This is a genomic window from Thermoleptolyngbya sp. C42_A2020_037 (genome assembly GCF_015272455.1).
Taxonomy (GTDB): Bacteria; Cyanobacteriota; Cyanobacteriia; order Elainellales; family Elainellaceae; genus Thermoleptolyngbya.
In genome coordinates this window covers 62945-84397 of sequence record NZ_JACYLP010000002.1, presented here as the reverse complement: position 1 = coordinate 84397, position 21453 = coordinate 62945, and the positions used below count along the sequence as shown (strand labels likewise).

At 58.2% G+C, this 21453-nt stretch carries 17 protein-coding genes; 6 read left to right on the top strand and 11 right to left on the bottom strand.

Annotated features, from left to right (window positions below; genetic code table 11):
- Positions 1–20: 20 nt before the first annotated feature.
- Together IGS16_RS00430 and IGS16_RS00425 are read right to left on the bottom strand one after the other, a co-directional pair.
- A complete protein-coding gene (locus IGS16_RS00430) occupies positions 21–311 on the bottom strand; it encodes a DUF3493 domain-containing protein (protein WP_297082352.1) in 291 nt (96 codons plus the stop codon).
- Between the two features lie 63 nt (positions 312–374).
- Positions 375–2018: a serine/threonine-protein kinase gene (locus tag IGS16_RS00425; protein ID WP_068510437.1), complete on the bottom strand. Its 1644-nt coding sequence runs from the start codon at positions 2016–2018 to the stop codon at positions 375–377.
- A gap of 514 nt (positions 2019–2532) precedes the next feature.
- Between IGS16_RS00425 and pheT the strand changes: the two genes are divergently transcribed.
- Entirely contained in the window at positions 2533–5007 is a 2475-nt protein-coding gene (gene pheT, locus IGS16_RS00420) for a phenylalanine--tRNA ligase subunit beta (RefSeq protein ID WP_297082349.1), read from the top strand.
- An 86-nt stretch (positions 5008–5093) separates the two neighbouring features.
- On the opposite strand, the gene IGS16_RS00415 is transcribed toward pheT, so the two are convergent.
- From IGS16_RS00415 to hslO, 6 genes are all read right to left on the bottom strand, one after another.
- Positions 5094–5765 (bottom strand): HEAT repeat domain-containing protein, encoded by a 672-nt coding sequence (locus IGS16_RS00415; RefSeq protein WP_297082347.1) that lies wholly within the window; start codon positions 5763–5765, stop codon positions 5094–5096.
- A gap of 224 nt (positions 5766–5989) precedes the next feature.
- A complete protein-coding gene (locus tag IGS16_RS00410; protein ID WP_297082345.1) occupies positions 5990–6535 on the bottom strand; it encodes a hypothetical protein in 546 nt (181 codons plus the stop codon).
- Between the two features lie 13 nt (positions 6536–6548).
- Positions 6549–7439, bottom strand: coding sequence for an acetylglutamate kinase (gene argB / locus IGS16_RS00405; protein ID WP_297082343.1), 891 nt, complete (start codon positions 7437–7439; stop codon positions 6549–6551).
- 161 nt (positions 7440–7600) lie between these two features.
- On the bottom strand, positions 7601–9745 hold the full coding sequence (locus tag IGS16_RS00400; RefSeq protein WP_297082340.1) for a hypothetical protein: 2145 nt from the start codon (positions 9743–9745) through the stop codon (positions 7601–7603).
- Between the two features lie 364 nt (positions 9746–10109).
- A complete protein-coding gene (locus tag IGS16_RS00395; RefSeq protein ID WP_297082339.1) occupies positions 10110–11180 on the bottom strand; it encodes an acyltransferase family protein in 1071 nt (356 codons plus the stop codon).
- 390 nt (positions 11181–11570) lie between these two features.
- Positions 11571–12473 (bottom strand): Hsp33 family molecular chaperone HslO, encoded by a 903-nt coding sequence (hslO, locus tag IGS16_RS00390; protein WP_297082338.1) that lies wholly within the window; start codon positions 12471–12473, stop codon positions 11571–11573.
- Between the two features lie 545 nt (positions 12474–13018).
- On the opposite strand from hslO, the gene IGS16_RS00385 reads away from it, so the two are divergent.
- Together IGS16_RS00385 and IGS16_RS00380 are read left to right on the top strand one after the other, a co-directional pair.
- Entirely contained in the window at positions 13019–14644 is a 1626-nt protein-coding gene (locus IGS16_RS00385) for a Ppx/GppA phosphatase family protein (RefSeq protein WP_367185683.1), read from the top strand.
- Between the two features lie 266 nt (positions 14645–14910).
- On the top strand, positions 14911–15351 hold the full coding sequence (locus tag IGS16_RS00380) for an Hsp20/alpha crystallin family protein (RefSeq protein ID WP_068516410.1): 441 nt from the start codon (positions 14911–14913) through the stop codon (positions 15349–15351).
- Positions 15352–15687: 336 nt separating this feature from the next.
- Here IGS16_RS00380 and xth read toward each other — a convergent pair whose 3' ends face one another.
- Together xth and IGS16_RS00370 are read right to left on the bottom strand one after the other, a co-directional pair.
- Complete coding sequence (xth, locus tag IGS16_RS00375) at positions 15688–16473, bottom strand: exodeoxyribonuclease III (RefSeq protein ID WP_297082334.1); 786 nt, start codon at positions 16471–16473, stop codon at positions 15688–15690.
- Positions 16474–16537: 64 nt separating this feature from the next.
- On the bottom strand, positions 16538–17515 hold the full coding sequence (locus IGS16_RS00370) for a cation diffusion facilitator family transporter (protein ID WP_297082332.1): 978 nt from the start codon (positions 17513–17515) through the stop codon (positions 16538–16540).
- A gap of 177 nt (positions 17516–17692) precedes the next feature.
- On the opposite strand from IGS16_RS00370, the gene IGS16_RS00365 reads away from it, so the two are divergent.
- From IGS16_RS00365 to IGS16_RS00355, 3 genes are all read left to right on the top strand, one after another.
- On the top strand, positions 17693–18445 hold the full coding sequence (locus tag IGS16_RS00365) for a DUF554 domain-containing protein (RefSeq protein ID WP_297082330.1): 753 nt from the start codon (positions 17693–17695) through the stop codon (positions 18443–18445).
- Between the two features lie 423 nt (positions 18446–18868).
- Positions 18869–20242 (top strand): NAD(P)/FAD-dependent oxidoreductase, encoded by a 1374-nt coding sequence (locus IGS16_RS00360; RefSeq protein WP_297082328.1) that lies wholly within the window; start codon positions 18869–18871, stop codon positions 20240–20242.
- Between the two features lie 152 nt (positions 20243–20394).
- The gene (locus tag IGS16_RS00355) at positions 20395–21093 is read left to right on the top strand and encodes a uracil-DNA glycosylase (protein ID WP_297082327.1); all 699 of its coding nucleotides are present in this window, start codon (positions 20395–20397) and stop codon (positions 21091–21093) included.
- 45 nt (positions 21094–21138) lie between these two features.
- On the opposite strand, the gene grxC is transcribed toward IGS16_RS00355, so the two are convergent.
- Entirely contained in the window at positions 21139–21450 is a 312-nt protein-coding gene (gene grxC / locus IGS16_RS00350; RefSeq protein WP_297082325.1) for a glutaredoxin 3, read from the bottom strand.
- Between the last annotated feature and the right edge of the window lie 3 nt (positions 21451–21453).

Sequence of the window (21453 nt, the reverse complement as noted above, 5' to 3'; positions counted from 1 at the left end):
GTGAAGCGTCGTTAAACCTATTACCCCCGCCGACGGGCGGCTGATTTCTGTTCCAGCCGAAAGAGCCACACCATCAGCGCCACCAGTCCCAGTTGCAGCGCCAGATTGGGCAGTGTGTCGCCGTCGCCCCGCCCGGCCGCAAGCTGCGTCGCAAAAATGAACGCACCGATTAGCCCGGATGCGCCAAATGCTAGATAGACAAACTGCCGCAGCCCCCGATAGGGCGCTTTTGATTCTGCCACCAGCCGAGCATAGGCTTCTGGATCACGCTCTTTAAGCTTCTCGCCCCGCTCCCGCAACCGATCTGTCATGGCTATTCACCATCCTGGCAATTGTTCAGGTAAAACTCAGCGGGCATGATGGGCCTCGCCTATCTACCATAGCCCTCGTTTGCCGCTGGGGTGAACTGTCGCCCAGTTGGTTCGCGCGAGCGCTAGTTGTTCGTCGCTAATCTTGGCTCCGGTCAGGTCTGCGCCGCAGAGGTTTGCCCCCCGCAGGTTGGCGTGGCTTAGATAGGCATAGCTCAGGTCTGCCCCCCGCAGGTCTGCTCCCTGCAAATCCGCATGGCTAAGATAGGCCCGCGCCAAGTTTGCATTTTTCAGAATCGCCTGATTCAGACTGGCTCGACCAAAATCAGCATTAAACAGGTTTGCGCCCTGAAGGTTCGCCTTATGCAGTTTGGACTGGTGAAAGTTTGCCCCTGTGAGCGCGACCTTAGACAGGTTCAGCAGGCTCAGGTCGCGAGAGGTAAAATCGCGCTTACCCTTGGCGTAGTCGTTCAGCAATTCATCCGCCCGCAGCTTAGGCAGCAGCGCCGGATGTCCGCCAGAGTTGCCGCTGCTGCCGCCCGACGCGCCCCGACCACGCTCGACCGTACTGACAGAGGCGGGTTTTTGGATGGCGGTGCGGCGCTGTCCTCCCGTGTAGGGCGAACCGCCGGAATCTCCTACAGACTTGGATTGCCGTGCGCGAATCGCGGCCGCCATGCGGGCAGAGGGCGAAGAGGGAAAGAGGTTGCCGCTGAGGTCACCAGAGGGCGTGTGGTGATGAGGAGAGATCTCCGGCTGACGGGCAGAAGGGCGTGCAGGCTTCACCATGCTCTGGGCTAGGCTGTCGAGGTATGGCTCTAGATCCAGCGCCCGCAGCACTTCCCCCGCGTTCTGATAGCGATGGCGAACGGAAACCTCCAGCATCTTTTCCAACACGCCCGCAAAGTGTTCGCTAATGTGAACCTGTTCGCGCCACAGAATCTCACCCGTGGTCGGGTCGTAGTCCATATCCTTCGGCGCTTTGCCCGTCAGCAGGTAAATGCAGGTAACGCCCAGCGCGTAGATATCGCTGGCGTAGACGGGGCGCATGGCCATTTGCTCTGGCGGAGCATAGCCAGGAGTGCCAATGGCGTAGGCCGTCAGGGCAGTTTGCTCCGTTGCACCTGCTCGCACTGGATTTACCTGATCTTTCACAGCGCCGAAGTCAATCAGCACTAGCTTTTTGTCCTGGGTGCGGCGGATCAAGTTGGCGGGCTTGATGTCGCGATGAATCACCTGCTGGGAATGCACATACTGCAACATCGGCAGCACTTCGCTGAGAAACTGCTTGACCCCGGCTTCGCTGAAGGGGCCATTTTGCTTCACTTCTTGCTGGAGGGTAGAGCCACTGATGTATTCCTGAATCAGGTAAAACTCCTGGTTCGCCTCGAAATAGTCCAGCAGCCGAGGCACTTGGGGGTGGTTACCAATTTTACCCAGTGTTTTGGCTTCTCGGCGAAACAGCTCTCGTGCCATTTGCAACACATGGGGAGAGGAGGCAACTGGACGAAGCTGCTTGATCACGCAGTAAGGACTGCCGGGAAGCGATTCATCCTTGGCTAGAAACGTGGCTCCAAACCCTCCATGCCCAAGGGACTGCACCACCCGATAGCGATCGCGCAACAGCAGCTTAGAGCCACAGGCCTGACACAGCTCAGTATGAGTCAGATTCTCTGGTTTTGGACAGGCAGGATTTAAGCAGTAGCTCATTCGGCATCACTCGTTAGGTTGACCGCCGGGCGTATATCTCACAGTGAGAGCATGCACCTCTTCTACAATTATCGGCCCAAGAGCATGAAGGTAGAGTGCAGTTCTCTCGGGGAAACCCTTGAAGACTTGCTAAAGATCACGCTGATTCGCTTGAAGTCCCAGTGAACATCCATAGATACACGGGATCAGCACGTAGCAAATCGTCTAAGTGCTTTCTCAAAAGACTGACGAAGCATCTAGACGGAATGTTGCTAAAACTGCTAAGCGGGCGAGATGCAGCGGGTAAAAGCATTTAGCCTCTATAGATTGTTTAACAGATTGTTGATGGATGTGCTAGGGGGTAGAAGCGCGTTCCGAGGCAACCGGGCGGTAGAATTGGGAGGGCTGAGGCACAGATTTGGCGGTTTATCAGCCGCTTCATTAGGGCTAATGTCTGGATGGAGCCGTGCCAGGGCTGGATTAGATTAGATTTTGACCACGTTAATTTTTGTTGGGCAGAAAGGCACGATAGGCGATGCGAATTTCTCTGAACTGGTTGCGAGAGCTAGTCGATATCAACGTATCTCCAGAAGCGCTGGCGGATATGCTGACGATGGCGGGGTTTGAAGTCGAAGAGATTGAGGATCGCCGCACTTGGGCGGATGGCGTAGTGGTGGGTCGCGTGCTGGAGCGCCAGCCCCATCCTAATGCCGACAAGCTGAGCGTGTGTAGGGTGGACATCGGGGCTGATACTCCTTCCACCATTGTCTGCGGCGCGGCAAATGTGCGGGCGGATATCTACGTGCCCGTGGCGACGCTGGGGACGCACCTGCCGATGATTGACCTGACGATTCGCCCCCGCAAGCTGCGGGATGTGCCCTCGGAGGGGATGATTTGCTCACTGGCGGAGGTGGGGCTGGCGAAGGAGTCAGATGGCATTCATATCTTTCCGCAGGACTCGCTTCAGGTGGGCATGGATGCCCGTCCGCTGCTGGGTTTGGACGATGTGATTTTAGATCTGACCTCGACGGCAAACCGAGCCGATGCGCTGAGCATGGTGGGCATTGCGCGGGAGGTGGCGGCGCTAACGGGCGCAAAGCTGAAGCTGCCAGACGTGCCCGAGTTGCCCGTCAAGTCTGCTGGGAAAGAACTGGGGCTGCGGATTTCGGAGCCAGGAGCCTGCCCGATTTACATAGGAACGGTTGTTAAAGGAGTGGCGATCGCCCCTTCTCCTGAATGGCTGCAACGACGGCTCCAGGCGGCAGGGACTCGTCCGATTAACAACGTGGTGGACGTGACCAACTACGTGCTGCTGGAGTGGGGGCAGCCGCTGCACGCCTTTGATGGCGATCGCCTGCGTGCGATTGCAGGTTCTTCTGGGGGTTCTTCGGATCTGACCCTGGGCGTGCGCTTTGCCCGCAACGGCGAAACCCTGACCACGCTGGATAGCCAGGCACGAAGGCTGACGGATCAAACTCTGCTGATTACCGCCAACGACCAGCCCGTAGCGCTGGCAGGCGTGATGGGGGGTGAAAACAGCGAAGTTCAGGCAGACACAACAAACTTGGTGCTAGAGGCGGCGGTGTTTGACTCGGTGGCGATTCGTCGATCAGCGCGATCGCAGGGACTCCGCACCGAAGCCTCGGCCCGCTACGAGCGTGGCGTGAACTCTGCGGAACTCGAACTAGCCTGTCGGCGGGCCCTGGCGCTGTTGGTAGAACTAGCAGGCGGCACGGTGGATATGCAAACGGTAGCGGATGCCCGGCCGGGCGGCGCGATGGCAACGCGCACGATTGAACTGCGGCTGGAGCGGCTGAACCAAGTGCTTGGCCCCATCGAACTAGACAAAGAGGCGCGTCCGGGCGAAGGGGAAATTGGCGACTTGCCGCCCGCCGAGGTAGAGCGGATTTTGACGGCGCTGGGCTGCGAACTAACCCCGATCTCGGCAGCGGGCGACGTGTGGCGGGTGAGCGTGCCGCCCTATCGTCATCGAGATCTGGAACGCGAAATCGATCTGATCGAGGAAGTGGCACGGGTTTACGGCTACAACAACTTCTGCGATACGCTGCCTGCCAAGACCGAACTGGGCTTCCTGTCGCCCGACTACGCCCTGACACGACAAATCCACAGTGCCTTCAAAGCGGTGGGTCTGACGGAGGTGATTCACTACTCGCTGGTGAAGCCGGACGGCGACAACCAGATTGCCCTCAGCAACCCGCTGTTTGTGGAATATTCTGCGCTGCGGACTGAAATGCTGACGGCGCTAATCGATGCCTTCCAGTACAACCTGGAGCAGGGCAACGGGGCGCTGAATGCCTACGAAATTGGGCGCGTGTTTTGGCGCGAAGAAGACGGGCTATATGAGGGCGATCGCCTCGCCGGGATTCTGGGTGGTGATACATCGGTCGGGCGCTGGGTTCGCAGCGGCCGTGAACAGCCGATGACCTGGTTTGAGGCCAAGGGCATACTGGAGAGCGCGTTTCGACAGCTTGGCGTAGCGGTTGAATTTCAGCCCGATCGGCGAAACCCGCTGCTGCATCCGGGACGGACTGCCTCGCTTTGGGTACAGGGCGAGCGGCTGGGCACGTTTGGACAGTTGCACCCCCAAGAGCGCCAGCGCCGGGGATTGCCGGATGAAGTGTATGCCTTTGAGTTAGACCTGGATCTGCTACTAGAAGACATGTCCGACGAAGCCAGGGTCACGCCTGTCTTCAAGCCCTACTCTGCCTACCCGGCCTCTGATAGGGATCTGGCGTTTTTCGCGCCCGTGCAGTTTTCAGTTGCGGAAATTGAGCGGGCGGTTCGCAAGACGGCAGGCAAACTGCTCGACTCTGTAGAACTATTTGATGAATATCGCGGCGAGTCAGTGCCCGAAGGCAAGCGCAGTCTGGCGTTTCGACTGGTCTACCGAGCCGACGATCGCACGCTGACCGACGAAGACATTGAGCCTGTGCATCAAAAAGTCCGCGAAGCGCTCCAAGAGAAGTTCCAGGTGAGCTTGCGGAGTTAAAGATAAAAAAAGAAGAGCGAAAAAAGAAGAACGAAAAAAGAGAGTCCTTTCCTCTTCGTTCTTCTCTCTTCGTTCTTCCCTTTTCCTCACTCCACCGCTTCCAGCTTTTGCAACGCCAGCGCCGCCGCGTCTGATACGTGGGGGTGGCTGTCGCGCAGCAAGTATCGCAACGCAGCAATGCTCTTGGGTGTGGGCAGGTTGCCCAGGGCTTCGGCGAGGCGCTGGCGCACCAGCCAGTCCGGCGAGTCTACAAAGCGCAGGATTGCCTCGACCGCTTCTAGGTCTTGGAGTTCTCCTAGCGCGGCGATCGCCGCCTGATGTAGCACCACCTCATCGCTCTCCAGCGCTTGCAGCAAAGCGTGGCGGGCGCGGGGGTCTTTCAGGTTGCCCAATGACACAGCAGCGCTGAAGCGCACCAGCCAATCGGTATCTTCGTAAAATGCTCGCAGCAGCGGCTCGACGGCGCGGGAATCGCCCAGGTAGCCCAAAGCCCCAGCTGCATCGGCGCGGATACCGTAATCGGGGTCGTTTTCCAAAATCTGCGCCAGGATGGGGTAGCACTCGTCGGTCTGCTTGACTCCCAGGGCAAACACCGCCATCGAACGCACTTGCAGGCTTTCGTCATCTAGCACTTTGAGAATCAGCGGCACGGCGGATTCGGGCGGCACGTCGCGCAGCATGGCCAGGGCGACCATGCGATCGCTCGACTTGGGACTGTCGAGTTGGGTCTTGATCTGCTCCAGGCTGAGTTGACTCATAGCGACTCTGTTACGAATTGTTAACTTTATGATAGCGGAGTTTTTCGGTTGCGGTGCTGCCAATCCTCTCTAGCGAGTCATATTGATTTTGGATTTTGGACTGGCGGTTTTGGATTAGGGATTTTGGCGATTTTCGGTCGTTCGTCCGGGCTTCCGTCAGGTTTCTAGCAATCTCTCGCTATTGCGCGGTTTGCGAGACTGGGCATCGGCAAAGTGTGTTCGACCTAGGCATAGCCAAACCAGAGGAGTCCGGCCACAATCAGGGCGATCGCCCCTAGGGAAAGCCACACAAACGAGTTGTCTTTGGTGTTAACCTGGCTCAGATCAATCGGCTCTGGATCAGGACTGGGGCGAGGTTTCGGGCGCGACGGCTTGGGACGGTTGGGTACGGCGTAGGCCTTCTGATCTTCGGCGCTGGCGGTTTCCAGCCCGCCCAAGTCGGGAATCTGGGTCAGCCATTCGGGGCGCGTCCGCAGGCGCGGCGCGGTCAGGATGGCTTGCAGGCGGCGACTCTGCTTGCGGGTCTTCACGTCGGGATGGCGCACCAGTTGCTCACAGAGGGCGATCGCCATGTCAGTCTGTCCAGCGGCCTCGTAGGCCGTCACCAGCCAGATCTGCACCTCGCCGCCCAGCTTGCCGCCCCGCTCTACCAGCGCTGCAGACTTTTCCAGGCATTCCACCGATTCGCGATAGCGTCCGCTTTCAAAATTTTGCTTGCCCGCTTGAAAGAGCGTCCTGGCCCGCTCCAGCGCCTCTGGATTTGCCGCCATGCCTGTGCCGCACCTATCCCATAAAGTCTGAAGCAACCAGCATAGAGCCAATGCCTGCGTCGGTAAAGATCTCCAGCAGCAGGGCGTGGGGCAGTCGGCCGTCGATAATGTGGGCCGCCTTGACTCCCTGGGCGAGCGATCGCACGCAGCAGTTGACCTTGGGAATCATCCCGCCAGAGACGATGCCCGACTCAATCAGCCGTCTCGCCTCCTGGATATCCAGCCGGGGAATCAGCGTCGAAAGGTCGTGGTAGTTTTTCAAAATGCCCGGTGTATCAGTCATCAGAATCAGCTTTTCGGCTCCCAGCGCCGCAGCTAGTTCTCCTGCTACGGTGTCAGCGTTGATGTTATAGGCTTGTCCTTGGTCGTCTGCTGCCACGCTAGACACGATAGGAATGTAGCCTTCACGCACCAGCGCCTCAATCAGCTTGGTATCGGTGCTTTGCACTTCACCCACAAAGCCGATGCCCTCTTCGCCCTGGGGTCGCGCCTTGATCAGGTTCGCATCTTTGCCGCATAGCCCGACCGCCGAGCCGCCCGCTTGGTTCACCAAAGCTACCAGTTCCTTGTTCACCCGGCCCACCAGCACCATTTCCACCACATCCATCGTGGCCGCATCGGTAACGCGCAACCCGTTTTTGAACTGCGCCTCGATGCCCAGCTTGTTCAGCCAGGTGTTGATTTCGGGGCCGCCGCCATGCACCACCACGGGCCGCAGCCCCACGCAGGAGAGAAACACGATGTCGCGGATGACGGTTTCCTTGAGGTTGCTATCTTTCATCGCCGCGCCGCCGTATTTCACCACCACGACGCGCCCTGCAAACTGCTGAATGTAGGGCAGGGCTTCGCTAAGAACCCGAACGCGAGTGGCTTCGGCTTTTTCGATGTATTCGCTGGTCAGCATGTCAAAATGTCAAAGATTGAGGGTTGGGGATTGAGGACAGGGTGGATGAACAGTCGAAATCTACAAATCCCAAGTTTTAGCTTGCAAATTTTGATTTGAAAGCAGTCTATAGCAGATTGTGGTCGGGAAGTGTTGCGCCTTTTGCGGTTCGCTGCGGCCGACTACGGGTTCGGAAACTGAACCGTGTTGGCGTTGAGCGATTGCTGTCGCCACTGCTCAATCCAAAGCTGGGCCGGTGCATAGGCGGGGGTGCGGGGGGGAATGCCTTTGGCAATGGCGATCGCCCCTTCTAGGCTCTCGGCGGCGGTTTGCTGGGCAATTTGCAAGACCTGATCGCTCCATTCAGCAATCAGGCGATCCGCTTCGGCACGCTGGGTGCTGGTGGTGGGAATTCGGTCTGCGGTTTGAATCGCAGAAATCAGCATGGAGGGCGTACCGGCGCTGGCAGCGCTCTGGGCAAGTTGGAGCGTCGAGCGATCGACGGACGCGAAATCTCGCGGGTTGCCCTCAGCGGCATTGCTGGCCCCAGAGGGCGCGGGCACCGTGCGGAGGGTAGACGGCAACCCGTTGTCTAGCACAACCGGATCAGACGGGCGCGGTGCAAACACAGGAACCGTTTCGACAGGGGGCGGCGCTTGTAGGGCAGTGAGTTGCTGCTGCCAAGTCTGGATGCGGTCGCGGGCTTCGGCAGACAGGGCGCGGCCAGAACCGATCTGGCGGGCAATGCTGATGGCCGCTTGCAGCGAGTCGGCATCGCCCGCGCGGGCAATTTCCTCGGCTTGGACCAGGGTGGGGCGGTCTTCTCGTAGCTCGATGTCGGTGGTCCAGCGGCTGGCGAGGCGGCGGGCTTCGCGGCTGCGGGGATTCCCTTGGGGAATGTTGTTGACTTCGGCGATCGCCGCCCGCAAGTCGCTCACGGTGCCCAAATCCGCATATTGCTGAGCGCGGGACAGATGCACTAGATCCTGTAGCTCGACGCGCCAATAGCTAATCAACTGCTGGGCTTTGCCATAGAGCGGGCGATCGCGCCGAATACGGAGCGCCTGGGCGATTGCGGCTTCGATGTCCGAGGCGCTGCCATCCCACGCCTGGGCCCGCGCCTGGGCCAGCGCCGTGAAGTCCTGAATTTCTGCCTGCACGCGCGCTCCTTCAGGGATTTTGCGAACCAACTCCATCGCGCCAGGCAAGTCGCGCCGATTCAGGTATTCATCCGCCAGATTCAGCACGTCTTTGCCCAAACTGTTGAGCAACCGCTGAGCCGCGGGATAGGCAGGGCTGGTTTTCTTGATTTCCTGCACCAGGGCGATCGCCTCTAGCAGGTTACTCGCACCGCCACGCCGCGCCATTCGGCGAATCTGCGCCAATTTTTTGCCGTCTTCCCGCGAGGCCGTGACCAAATCCACCATTTCCTGATATTTGGTGGTTTTCCAGTATTCGTTGTCCACATCGAGCAGCTTCACCGCCAGATCAAAGGCTTTGGTGGGGTCGTCGTCAAACAGGGCTTCTTCTGCCTGCTTGTAGAGGGCTTCGGCGGTTGCCCAAGTCTCCTTCCAGGACTGGATGCGCTGCTCGACTTGGGCAAAGGCGGGCGTGTTGTCGGGAATGCGCTCGGCGATGGCGATCGCCCCCTGAAGATCGCCCTTGTGAAAGGCTTTCTCAGCCAGTTTCAAGATATCGTCTGACCACTGCGCGATGTAGCGATCGGCTTCGGGACGCATGGCGTGGTTGGGCGGCAGCGTATTCACCAGGGCGATCGCCTCCAGCAGGTCGTCCACCGTTTGCTTATTAGACGCAAGCTGGGCGCAGTAAATCCGCAGAGAAGCCGAGGCCGTCGGCCAGAAAATCGACGGACAGTTGGGCAGTGCGGGCAGTTTGAACAGCAGCGCCGCCGCCAGCACGCCCGCCCCAATGCAGCCCGTCGTCGCCACCAAAACCCAAAGCTGCCAGCTTGTGAAAAATCGCACCAGGGGACTGCGGGGCCGCGCCGATGGTTCATCCCTGTGGCGGTCGGTGGGCGCGGCAGGAAGCGTCTGAACCTTGGGCGATCGCGCAACCGAAGGCACCACCCGTAGCGGGGGCTGGGCAGACGACGGCATCCCTTCGGCAAACGGGCGATCGCGCCGAGCGGACGCAGCCCGGCTGCGCGACTCGTACCGACCCATCTCTCGCGGCGGAGCATCTGTGGGCCGAGCGCTCCGAGCCTTGCCCCGACGAGTCCTGGCGTTTTGGGACGCAGGCGGACGGCTGGGTAGGCGACGCACCTTGTCTACCTCCCCGTCTCCTGATGCCTGTCGGTTTCTCGTCATGCCCTACCTTCTGTCTGACCTTTTTCTCAGTTCTAAACCCTGGTTCTAAACCTTCAACGGTCTGGTGCAATGGGCTTAGCGCCCTGGCAGTCGCTATTCTAGTGCATCCAGGCTAACCCGTTTCCAGAGAATAGCGGAACTCAACGGGTTTGACTGTCAGCTTGCTCACCTGACTCAGCCCCGTCCGCCGGGGTTGATGCTGACCTGGCAGCCCTGAGGCTCTCACCGCAGGCACCTAACACCAGCCTTCATCCGTGGCGCTCCGGATAAAACTGCTCGAGGCCGCGAATATGCATAGACTGATTACAAAATCGCAAGTCCAAAATCGCAAATCCAAAATCAAGAATTGCCATAAGTCCTGATTCTAAGAGATTTTGGGCGAAAAGCTACTGGCAGAGGGGGGCTGCAATCTAAATAGGCATAGAATGCGAAGCTGCACAGACAGACGATATAGCAACAGAGACGCGCCCAGTCCAAGGGCTGTGCCCACAATGATGTGAATGACAGGCTGGTTAAGGTTCATCCCTTTTTGCAGGACAATCCTGGTTGCGGCAGTAAAAATCGTATGAGCCACAAAAATTTCTAAGGAGCGCAGCCCCCAAGTTTGCAGAAAGGAAATTCGCTGGAGATCCTCTAGATAAGCGGCAAGCGACAGGCTGGCAACAATACCCAGCACCGCCAGCGGAAACAGCCAGGCTTCGAGGCTGGTCAGATTGACGATGGCAGCCAGCGCAATGAGACTGAACCCAAAAAAGGCGCTGGGCAGCAGGATCGAACGCTGCACCTTTTGCAGCCGCCCAACCCAATCAACCCCGCTGGCGATCGCCCCCAAGGCAAAGTAAACCGCGTTGAGCCGAATCATATACAGCACCGGCCAGGGGCCAAGGCTGAGGTCGACAAACTCGGAGGCAAACAGCAGCGCAAATCCTGCGAAGCACACTGCAACAGGAACCTTCAGCTTTCGCAGCAGCAGGTACACGAGCGAAACCGCAAACAAGACGTAGAGAAACCAGAATTGCAAAATTGGGGAATAGACGATGCGCCAAAGGCTGCTCAGGGGCTGGTCGCTGATGCCTGCGAGATGGCGCAACGTTTCCTGAATCGCCGACCACAGGAAATAGGGATAGGCGATCGCCCGCAGTTTGCTAGAAACCACTGTGCCGAGCGGTTTTGAGACAGAACGCTCGGCGAGGTAGCCAGACAGAAAAAAGAACAGGGGCATGTGGAAGGCATAGATCCACTGGTCGAGGGCTTGAGTCAGGGCGTTTTCTTGCAAAACAGTGCCAGTTAGCCCCCGGAGGACGTGCCCCAGAACCACCAGAAAGATGCCGATGCCCTTTGCATAGTCAATCAAAGTGATGCGCTGGGACTGAGCGCCGGTGCAGGATGCGTCAACCGTCGCCCGATCGAGTGTAGAAATGCCTGGCGGATTCATGATGTCGATTGCTCAAGAGTGATGAACGGGAGGCCCATCAGGGCTTGGATTCAAAGACAGCACAGATCCAGCAGTGTGTAGATTTGGGGGTTTAGCAGAGTGCATAGAAAGGGCGATCGCCCTCTAGCCCTCTCAGTAGTTTTTCTAGGACTTGCCTACGTATATTTACAGTTCTTCCAGATCTTAAAGGAGGATCGCAAAGTTCTGAAATAGTCTGCACAACAATTTTCTGGACGGTAGATAAACGGCAGATCGGCAGCCGCCCCGTAACGGTCGGCCTGTAGCAGAATAATTTACAGCGAGATAATAAAACCGGCAAAAAATAAAACCGGGCCGTCAAGATTCAACAGCCCGGTTTGAGACATCGGTTTCGCAGCGAAGCGTCGGCGGCTAGCCAACCGATTCGGTTTGCAACTCCTGAATCAACTGCTCTAGCTCGTTGCTGCTAGCCCGATAGACCTCATTGCAAAAATGGCAGGTGGCTTCTGCGCCGTCGTCCTTGGCGATCATGTCGCGCAGTTCCTCTTCGCCCAAAAGCTTGAGTGCGCCCAGCATCCGGTCAAACGTGCAACCGCAGTGAAACCGCAGCATCTGGCTTTCAGGCAGGATTTCTAGATCCATATCGCCCATCAAGTCCGTAAAAATCTGCGGCAGGGTTTTGCCTTCGTTAAGCAGGCTAGTAAAGCCAGACAGCGCTGCCAGCCGAGATTCCAGCTTTTCGACTAGGGCTTCCTCGCGGGCGGCTTTGGGCAACACTTGCACCAGCATCCCGCCTGCCGCCGTCACGCCATCAGGATCGACAAACACGCCGACCAGCAGCGCTGAGGGCGTTTGCTCCGAGGTTACCAGATAGTTGGCTACGTCTTCGCCAATCTCACCCGACACCAGTTCCACCGTGCTGGAATAGGGATAGCCAAAGCCGATGTCGCGCACCACGTAGAGAAATCCTTCGGAGCCAACCGCCGCGCCCACGTCGAGTTTCCCCCGACTGTTGGTAGGGAGTTCTACCCCAGGATTTTGCACATAGCCGCGCACGGTGCCATCTAGCCCCGCATCCGCAAAGACCACCCCCAAGGGGCCGTTGCCGCGCACACGAATATTGACCCGCGATTCGGGCCGCTTCATGCTGGAGGCCAGCAGCAGCCCGGAAACCATCGTCCGCCCCAGGGCAGCCGTGGCGACGTAGGAAAGCTTGTGGCGCTGGCGGGCCTCTTCTGTGAGGCGGGTGGTGACTGCGCCCACAACCCGAATGCCGCCTCTGGCTGCGGTTGCCCGCACGAGCTGATCTGCCATGTTGAAATACTTCTTAATACACCCTCCTATTTTACCGATTTAGGGGCGGGTCAGTTTGAATGAATGCTTCGTCAGGAATTCATGATTTTGCGCTGAGTGTCGGGCTAAGATTGGGGAAACTCTAGGTAATCCATTAAGTGATTCAACGGAGTCTAGATTTTGAATAAACGGTATAAATAGCTTCTGAAAGGCAAGTCTCTGGAATCCCAAAGCGTTTGGGGTTTTGAGAAATGACCGGATCAGGTTTTTTGAAACTTGAATCTGTCTGTATGACTGCGGATACAAGCGCCTTAGTGTAGACCTGGCGACCGGAAACTAGCGACTAGAAATAGCGAAAGACAACACAAGTTCGCTGGGGCACTGAACTGCGATCGCCCTAGTCTACAAACCTGTGAATACCCATCTGTTCGTAAAACGGCGTTTGCTGCCCTGGCACTGGGCTTGCAACAGGCTGTGGACTCCAAGCTTGCTCCTGTGCTTCTCTAACCCTGGATCTCCGGATGATTAGTGTGTTCTCTAAGCGCAGCAGTGTGCTGCCAACCCCAATGTCTTCTGCCGTGATTCAAGATCGCATCCTAGCCGCGATTGACGTAGGGACGAACTCAATCCACATGGTGGTTGTTACGATTGACCCCACGCTGCCCGCATTCACCATCATTAATCGAGAAAAAACGACGGTGCGTCTGGGCGATCGCGATCGCGCCACGGGCAACCTGACTCAGGCGGCCATGCAACGGGCGATCGCTGCTTTGCGGCGCTGCCAAGACATTGCTCATCTGCACCACGCTGAGGCAATCGTGGCTGTAGCCACCAGCGCTGTGCGCGAAGCCCCCAACGGACGCGACTTTTTGCAACTGGTGGAAAACGAACTGGGGCTAGAGATTGACCTGATTTCGGGTCAGGAAGAGGCCCGGCGAATTTATCTGGGCGTACTGTCGGGGGTGGCGTTTAATGAGCAGCCCCACGCGATTATCGACATCGGCGGCGGCTCGACGGAGCTAATCTTGGGCGACGGCCATGAGCCGCGCTGCCTCACCAGCACCAAGGTCGGCGCAGTGCGGCTGACGACGGAAATGGTCAGCACCGACCCCATCAGCAGCAGCGAGTTTAACTACTTGCGGGCTTATGTGCGCGGGATGCTGGAGCGATCGGTGGACGAACTGCTGAGCAAAGTTCGCGCTGGGGAAATGCCCCGCCTGGTGGGAACCTCCGGCACCATTGAGACGCTGGCCGCCCTGCACGCCCGCGAGCACACGGGCACCGTGCCCGATCCGCTGCATGGTTATCAAATTCCCTTGGCGGACTTGCGCGAAATGGTGACTCGGCTGCGCCGCATGACGATGGCCGAGCGAGCCGCCCTGCCAGGAATGTCGGATCGGCGGGCAGAGATTATCGTGGCGGGGGCGCTGATTTTGCAGGAAGCGATGGAGCTACTGCGGATGGATTCGGTAACGATCTGCGAGCGATCGCTCCGAGAAGGACTGGTGGTGGACTGGATGCTGACCCACGGGCTAATCGAAGACCGTCTGCGCTTCCAAAGCTCCATCCGCCAGCGCAGCGTCCTCCGGGCTGCCCAGAAATATCAGGTGAACCTGCCCTATGCTGAACGGGTGGCGACCCTAGCCCTCAGCCTGTTTGACCAGACCCAGGGCATCTTACACAACTGGGGACACGAGGAGCGAGAGCTGCTGTGGGCAGCCGCCATGTTGCACAACTGTGGACACTTTATCAGCCACTCTGCCCACCACAAGCACTCTTACTACCTGATTCGCAATGGCGACCTACTAGGCTATACGGAAATTGAAATTGAGGCGATCGCCAATTTGTCTCGCTATCACCGCAAAAGCTGTCCCAAGAAAAAGCACGACAACTACCGCAGCCTGACCACCAAGAAACACCGAAAAGTCGTCGAACAGCTCAACACGCTGCTGCGGATGGCGGTCGCCCTGGATCGTCGCCAAATCGGCGCGATCGACCGCATCACCTGCGAGGTAGTGCCTGCTCAGCAGGAGTTTCGCCTGCTAATCCATCCAACCCACCCCAACGACGACTGCGCTCTGGAACTGTGGAGCCTGGATGGCAAAAAGGGCTGTTTTGAAGAAGAATTTGGGCTGAAAGTCGTGCCTCAGCTAGTGCCGTTGCCCCCTGACGCTGGCTCCTACTTGACCTAGGGCTGTGATGAAAGAGCGGTTTGGTACGGGAATGAGAACCCAGCGAGTCCAAAAAACCGACCCCCACTCCTGAATCGCTTGCCATACCATAATGACTGTCAGCCATCAGTCGTCTGAGGTTCGGAAACGCCCCGTCCAACCAACCAGCTAAACCAACAAAAGCTCACTCCCTTATCGGAAGTGTTGGCGAGGCAACGACTCAGACGATAACCCTAACTAGCGTTAATTCCACATTCTCAAACTACTGTCTCTAGGAGGCGATGGATATGGCACTCGTTCGATGGGAACCATTCCGTGAGATTGAAACGCTACAACGGCAAATGAATCGGCTGTTTGATGAGTTCCTGCCAGCGACTACAGAAAACCACAAGCTGACCAGCTTCATGCCGCTGGCAGAGATGGAAGAAACGGGTGAAGCGATTCACCTGAGGCTGGAAGTTCCTGGCATGGATGCCAAAGACCTCAATGTTGAGGTTTCGGCAGAGTCCGTTAGCATCAGCGGCGAACGCAAGTCGGAAAGCAAAACCGAAGAAAAAGGCATGACCCGAACGGAGTTCCGCTATGGCAAGTTCCAGCGGGTGATTCCGTTGCCGAGCCGCATCCAAAACGATAAGGTAACGGCTGAATACAAGGACGGTATCTTGAACCTAACCTTGCCGAAGGCCGAGGAAGAAAAAAATCGCGTCGTCAAGGTGAGCCTTGGCTGAGGGAGCGTTCTAGGTAACCTCCCGGCTGCTTCCCCCGCCGGGGTTGCAGCGAGCCAAGATAGTCCGTCTAGCTGGTAAACAGCACGCAAGAGGTCACTTACTGAAGACCTCCTCAAGCGTGAGTCGCTGCGCTGCTATTGGCTCAGCAATCTCACGTTGAACCTAGAGAGCAACGAGCCATTTACCCTTAGGGCTGACAGGGCAATGGAGTTGCTCTCTTTTTTTTGGACTTACGCAGCCAGACGATAGTCCTGGTTTTTGTTGACAGTGTGATGTGCAGCGCAAAAAGCGGAAAACCTCACTAGCGATTTAGGCAATTCACGCAATTTACGCAATTTACAACTCCACGATTACTGGCGTATGGTCGCTGGGCTTTTCCAGCTTGCGGGGCGCTTTGTCAATGATGCAGCTTTTGGCCTCGGCATAGAGCGGCGGGCTGAGGTAGTGGTGGTCGATACGCCAGCCCAAGTTGCGGCGAAAGGCGGCGGCGCGGTAGTCCCACCAGCTAAACTGTCCGTCTTCCTGGTTAAACTTGCGAAACGCATCCGCCAACCCCAAGTCGAGAATGGCCCGCAGCGCCTGCCGTTCGGCATCGGTAGCCATGACTTCTTTTTCGCGCCCGGTGGGGTCGTGGATATCTCGATCTTCCAGCGCCACGTTGAAATCGCCGCAAACCAGGAGTTTGGGATTCTCCTCCAGCAGCTTTGCCAAATACTCGCGCAGCACCGCCAGCCAGTTTAGCTTGTAGGTGTATTTGTCGCTGCCGACGCTGGAACCGTTGGGCACGTAGAGGTTAACAATGCGAACCTGATCGAGAACGCCTGTGATGACTCGCTTCTGTTCATCAAACGGCGCGGCGATCGCCCCTCCTAGCACAGGCTCGAACCCACAACTGACCGACTCCAGCGGCGTTTTGCTGATCAGCGCCACACCGTTGTAGGACTTTTGCCCAGAGACGTAGCAGATATACCCCAGATCGGTAAACGCAGCCATTGGAAAGTCAGCATCCACCACCTTTGTTTCCTGAGCGCACAGCACATCCACCGGATTTTCCGTCAGCCAGTTAATGACGTGTTCCAGACGGGTGCGAATGGAGTTGACATTCCAGGTGGCGATCTTCATGCGGGAGCGCGGGAGAGGGCGTGATGAGTAGTTTACTGCATCCCTCCGTCACTCCATGACTGCATCATTCCTTTACCACCAGTTCCAGGCTCGGTGGCATCGATAGATTCACTCGGGGTGTAGCGGGCGGGGCAGCCAGTTGGAGCGTGGTGTCGGTCAGTCCGAAGGTGGTTTGCAGGGAAGCTTGCAGGGTTTGCAAGAGGCGATCGCGCTCTGGGCCATCCTGCGGGTTCACCGTCAGGTGGGCAGTGAGAGCCACCTGACCTGGGGCGATCGCCCATAGTCGCAGCGTTTCCACTGCCTGCACGCCTTCGGTTTGCAGCAGATGCGCCCGCACAGCGGCGGGGTCAAGGTAGGCGGGCGCTTGTTCCAGCAGAATGTTCAGGCTTTGGCGGATGAGGGGCACGGCTCCGGCCAAGATGAGCGCAGCAACGACTAGGCTAATGGCTCCGTCGGCCCACGTCCAGCCAAAGAGCCAGACGGCGATCGCCGCCAAAATCACGCCCAGCGACCCAATCGCATCGGACACCATGTGCAAAAATGCGCCCTTCAGGTTTAGGTCGTGGTGGCTGTGGTCGTGCAGCAGGGAGGCATTCAGCAGGTTCACCCCCAGCCCCACGGCCGCCGTAATCAGCATGGGCAGTCCCAAAATTTCTGCATCGGGATGGTGCAGCCGCTCGACCGCTTCCCAGCCAATCCAGAGGGCGATCGCCACCAGCCCCAGCCCGTTTGCCAGCGCCGCCAGGATTTCCACCCGCCGATAGCCAAAGGGAGCCTGCGCCGACGGCGGCCAGCCCGCAATCCAGGTTGCCAGCAGCGCCAGCATCAGTGCCGCCACATCCGACAGCATGTGCCCCGCCTCTGCCAGCAGCGCCAGACTGTGGCTCGACAGGCTGACCGCCAGTTCCACCAGCGAGAACCCGCCAATCAGCCCCAGCGCCATCCACAGCAGTTTTGCTTTTTTCTGGGCATCCACCGTGTGGGGATGGGGCGCTTGGCAGCCCTCTGGGCAGGCGGCAGTATGCATGAAGGCGGAAAACACAGCAAAAGACCTTTTCTAGGATCATCCCACAGAATTCCCTGAGCAGCCACGACGCTGGACGGGGGCGGCGGGTTCCGGCTAGACCGCAGAAGCAGTGGGGAGCGGATGGGATAAGGTGATTTTGGAGGGTTTTCTCCAGCTTCGCAGTTCGCCCCATTACCCCGTCACCTTTACCCCATGCTAGATTTTTGGGCAAAAACCAGCGGCACCTGGATCAACGTTGCCACGGTTCTACTGGGGACTGCCCTGGGGCTGCTGCTCACCGGGCACTTGCCAGAGCGGATGCAGCGGGTGATCAAGCAAGGACTGGGACTGACAACGCTGTTTATCGGCATCAGCATGGCAGGCAGCCTGAACCAGGCCAGGGGCGGCATTGTAGACGGCGTGATTTTGGGGCTGTTGGCGCTGGTGGCAGGCGGGCTGCTGGGCGAGTGGTGGCAGATTGAGGAACGGCTGGCGATCGCCGGAGACTGGCTGAAACATCGGGTCAAAGGCAAGGGTCGCTTTACCGATGGCTTTGTCACCGCCAGTCTGCTGTTTTGCATTGGCCCGATGGCCATGATCGGCAGCCTAAACAACGGGCTAGTGGGCGATGCGCGGCTGCTGACGCTGAAGGCGACGATGGATGGACTGGCGGCGATCGCCCTCACAGGCAGCTACGGCATCGGCGTTGGCTTCTCGACCCTGGCAATTTTGCTGTATCAAGGCGGCCTGTCCCTAGCCGCCGGACTCCTGGCCCGCGCGCTCCCCGATCCTGCCAGTTCGCCGCCCGTGCTGCTGGCGACGGGCGTAGGCGGACTCATGATTCTGTCTATCGGGCTGAACTTGCTAGAAATCGGCAAGGTGCGCGTCGGCTCCTTCTTGCCAGCCCCCTTCCTCGCACCGCTGGTCTATTGGCTTGCCACATGGCTCACAGCCGCCTTCGCGTGAGGCATTGCCCTGAGAAATTGCTCTGAGAAATTGCTCTGAGAAATTGCTCTGAGAAATTGCTCTGAGAAATCGCCCTGAGAAATCGCACTGAGAAAGTGCTCCAGAGGCAGGCAATTTTTGCAAAAGACATGGGCGATCGCCCTCGTCACCCGTGCAACGCGAAGCGACCTCTCTCTAACTCACCGAAGCGCCCTTCGGAGGGGGTTTGGGGGAAGCGGGTTCCCAAGCGGGGGTTTTGGGGGGAAGCTCCCCCCAAGACTGCTGGCTCGGCAGCGGAGAACCGCCCAAATTTTTAAAGCTTTTATTTATGCAGAGATGCCGTAAATGTACAACGTTACACACGACATCCCCAAGTCTGGCGGCTAACATGGCGCTTAATGTCCTGAACAATGTCCTCACCTACAGAATCGCCTGAGAACCCCTATGGACGCGATCGCAACACCAGAACCGCACCACGTCGTCATCATTGGCGGCGGATTTAGCGGTCTATACGCCGCCAAAACGTTGGGACGCGCAAAAGACATTAAGGTGACGCTAGTAGACAAGCGCAACTTTCACCTGTTTCAGCCCTTGCTATATCAAGTGGCAACGGGCACGCTGTCGCCAGCCGACATTTCTTCGCCCCTGCGCGGCATTCTCAGCGACTACAAAAACATCACCGTCCTGATGGATGAGGCGGTTGATCTTGATCCACAGGCACAAGTGCTAAAGCTGCGAGAGCAGGAGCTTCCCTACGACACGCTGGTTGTGGCAACGGGTGTCAGCCACCACTACTTTGGCAACGACCAGTGGCGCGACACGGCGCCGGGGCTAAAAACCATTGAAGACGCACTAGAAATGCGCCGCCGCATCTTTGTCGCCTTTGAAGCCGCTGAAAAAGAAACCGACCCCGAAAAGCGCAAAGCATGGCTCACCTTCGTCATTGTGGGCGGCGGGCCGACGGGAGTTGAGCTAGCCGGGGCGATCGCCGAACTGGCCTACCGCACGCTCAAAGAAGACTTCCGCAACATCGACACCTCAGAAGCCACCATCCTGCTGCTGGAAGGCATGGATCGCGTCCTGCCACCCTACGATCCTGACCTGTCGGCAAAGGCAGCCGAATCGTTATCCCGTCTGGGCGTGACCGTCCGCACCAAAACCCTAGTGACGCAGATTGAACCCAGCGACAGCGGTGACGTGGTAACGATGAAAAGCGGCACGCCGGATAATCCCCTGATTGAGACAATGACCGCTCGCACCATCCTCTGGGCGGCAGGGGTAAAAGCCTCTGGCATGGGCAAGGTGCTGGCCGATCGGGCGGGTGCGTCGTGCGATCGCGTCGGGCGCGTCATGGTGGAACCCGATTTCAGCATCGCGGGCTATCCCAATATCTTCGTCATCGGCGATCTGGCCCACTATGCCCACCAAGGCGATCGCCCCATTCCGGGTGTCGCTCCGGCCGCCGTGCAGGCCGGTGAATACGTCGCCAAGACCCTCCAGCGACGCATCCAGGGGCAGTCCGTAGAACCCTTTGTCTATAAAGATCCGGGTAGCCTGGCCATCATCGGGCAAAATGCTGCGGTGGTTGACCTGGGCTTCGTCAAGTTTTCTGGGCCACCCGCCTGGTTTGCCTGGGTCTTTGCTCACATTTACTATCTAATCGAGTTCGACAACAAGCTAATCGTCATGCTCCAGTGGGGTTGGAACTACTTCACCCGCAAGCGCGGCGCACGGCTGATTACGGGTGAGGGCGGTGTGGCGACCGCAGAGGCCGCAGGGACGTATCGGACTAGGGTGAAGGAGCCGGTGGAGGTGTAGGGGAAGAGGGAAAAAGGAAGAACGAAGAGGGAAGAACGAAGAGGGTAGGGCGATCGCGCTGGTTTTGGTTGGACGGTTCGGATTGCTGATTCGTTTTACAATGAAGCTTCCATAGGTTTAATCTCTGATCACCAAGCCCTAGACCAAATCCAATGGCGAGCGAAGACCAAATTGACTTATTCAGTCTGGCGGAGGTCGCCGCGCCCGCTGCATCTGCCAGCTTCGACCCGTCCCAAATTCCCACCAGCGCCCGCATCCCCATTCCACCGGGAACCTACGCCTCGATGGAGGAGATGAAGGCGCACTGCGAACAGTGTCAGCGCTGCGAACTGGGGCAAAATCGCACCCATGCGGTCATTGGGCGTGGCGGCCTGGCTGCGCCCGTGATGATTGTCGGCGAGGGGCCAGGGCAAACCGAAGACGAAACCGGGCTGCCGTTTGTGGGCAAGTCGGGTCAGTTGCTGACGAAAATCCTGGAATCGGTGCAGCTTACAGACGACGACGTGTTCATCTGCAACGTGGTGAAGTGTCGCCCGCCAGAAAACCGCACCCCCACCGCCGCTGAGGCCGATGCCTGCAAGGGCTACCTGATGGAGCAAATTCGGCTGATTAACCCCAAGATTATCTTGCTCACCGGGGCTACTGCGCTGAAGGGCTTGCTGGGCATCAAGCAGGGCATTACCAAGGTGCGCGGCCAGTGGATCGAGCAAGACGGCCGCTTCTATATGCCGATCTTTCACCCCGCCTATCTGCTGCGGAACCCCTCTCGCGAAAAGGGCAGCCCGAAGTGGCTCATGTGGCAGGACATTCAGGCGGTACGGGCAAAGCTAGATGAGATTCGCGGCACTTGAGATTCGCCTTGAGATTCGCGGCACTTCTGAGTAGTTCTCACCGGGTTATCCTGCCTGACTCAGCAGCGCGTCTAGCTTTCCGGCTCGATCTAGAGCGTAGAGGTCATCGCAGCCGCCAACGTGCTGGTTGTTAATGAAAATTTGGGGGACGGTGCGGCGGCCGTTGGCGCGTTCAGCCATTCTCACGCGGGCAGCCCCGTCGCCGTCGATTTTGTATTCGGTGAAGTTCACGCCTTTCCAGCGCAGCAGCATCTTGGCGCGGATGCAGTAGGGGCAGGTCTGCCAGGTGTAGATTTCAACGTTGGCTTTGACGGTTTCTGGGTGGCGGCCCAGGAGGGCGTTGAGTTTGTTGAGCATCGG

Bases quoted from the DNA above. Each gene is read 5' to 3' on its own strand.
- xth (WP_297082334.1), bottom strand. From the start codon at position 16,473: ATGAAGATCGCCACCTGGAATGTCAACTCCATTCGCACCCGTCTGGAA.
- IGS16_RS00395 (WP_297082339.1), bottom strand. From the start codon at position 11,180: ATGAATCCGCCAGGCATTTCTACACTCGATCGGGCGACGGTTGACGCA.
- IGS16_RS00355 (WP_297082327.1), top strand. From the start codon at position 20,395: ATGGCGAGCGAAGACCAAATTGACTTATTCAGTCTGGCGGAGGTCGCC.
- IGS16_RS00380 (WP_068516410.1), top strand. From the start codon at position 14,911: ATGGCACTCGTTCGATGGGAACCATTCCGTGAGATTGAAACGCTACAA.
- IGS16_RS00360 (WP_297082328.1), top strand. From the start codon at position 18,869: ATGGACGCGATCGCAACACCAGAACCGCACCACGTCGTCATCATTGGC.
- IGS16_RS00365 (WP_297082330.1), top strand. From the start codon at position 17,693: ATGCTAGATTTTTGGGCAAAAACCAGCGGCACCTGGATCAACGTTGCC.
- argB (WP_297082343.1), bottom strand. From the start codon at position 7,439: ATGCTGACCAGCGAATACATCGAAAAAGCCGAAGCCACTCGCGTTCGG.
- IGS16_RS00425 (WP_068510437.1), bottom strand. From the start codon at position 2,018: ATGAGCTACTGCTTAAATCCTGCCTGTCCAAAACCAGAGAATCTGACT.
- IGS16_RS00410 (WP_297082345.1), bottom strand. From the start codon at position 6,535: ATGGCGGCAAATCCAGAGGCGCTGGAGCGGGCCAGGACGCTCTTTCAA.
- pheT (WP_297082349.1), top strand. From the start codon at position 2,533: ATGCGAATTTCTCTGAACTGGTTGCGAGAGCTAGTCGATATCAACGTA.
- IGS16_RS00400 (WP_297082340.1), bottom strand. From the start codon at position 9,745: ATGACGAGAAACCGACAGGCATCAGGAGACGGGGAGGTAGACAAGGTG.
- IGS16_RS00415 (WP_297082347.1), bottom strand. From the start codon at position 5,765: ATGAGTCAACTCAGCCTGGAGCAGATCAAGACCCAACTCGACAGTCCC.
- grxC (WP_297082325.1), bottom strand. From the start codon at position 21,450: ATGCTCAACAAACTCAACGCCCTCCTGGGCCGCCACCCAGAAACCGTC.
- IGS16_RS00385 (WP_367185683.1), top strand. From the start codon at position 13,019: ATGTCTTCTGCCGTGATTCAAGATCGCATCCTAGCCGCGATTGACGTA.
- hslO (WP_297082338.1), bottom strand. From the start codon at position 12,473: ATGGCAGATCAGCTCGTGCGGGCAACCGCAGCCAGAGGCGGCATTCGG.
- IGS16_RS00430 (WP_297082352.1), bottom strand. From the start codon at position 311: ATGACAGATCGGTTGCGGGAGCGGGGCGAGAAGCTTAAAGAGCGTGAT.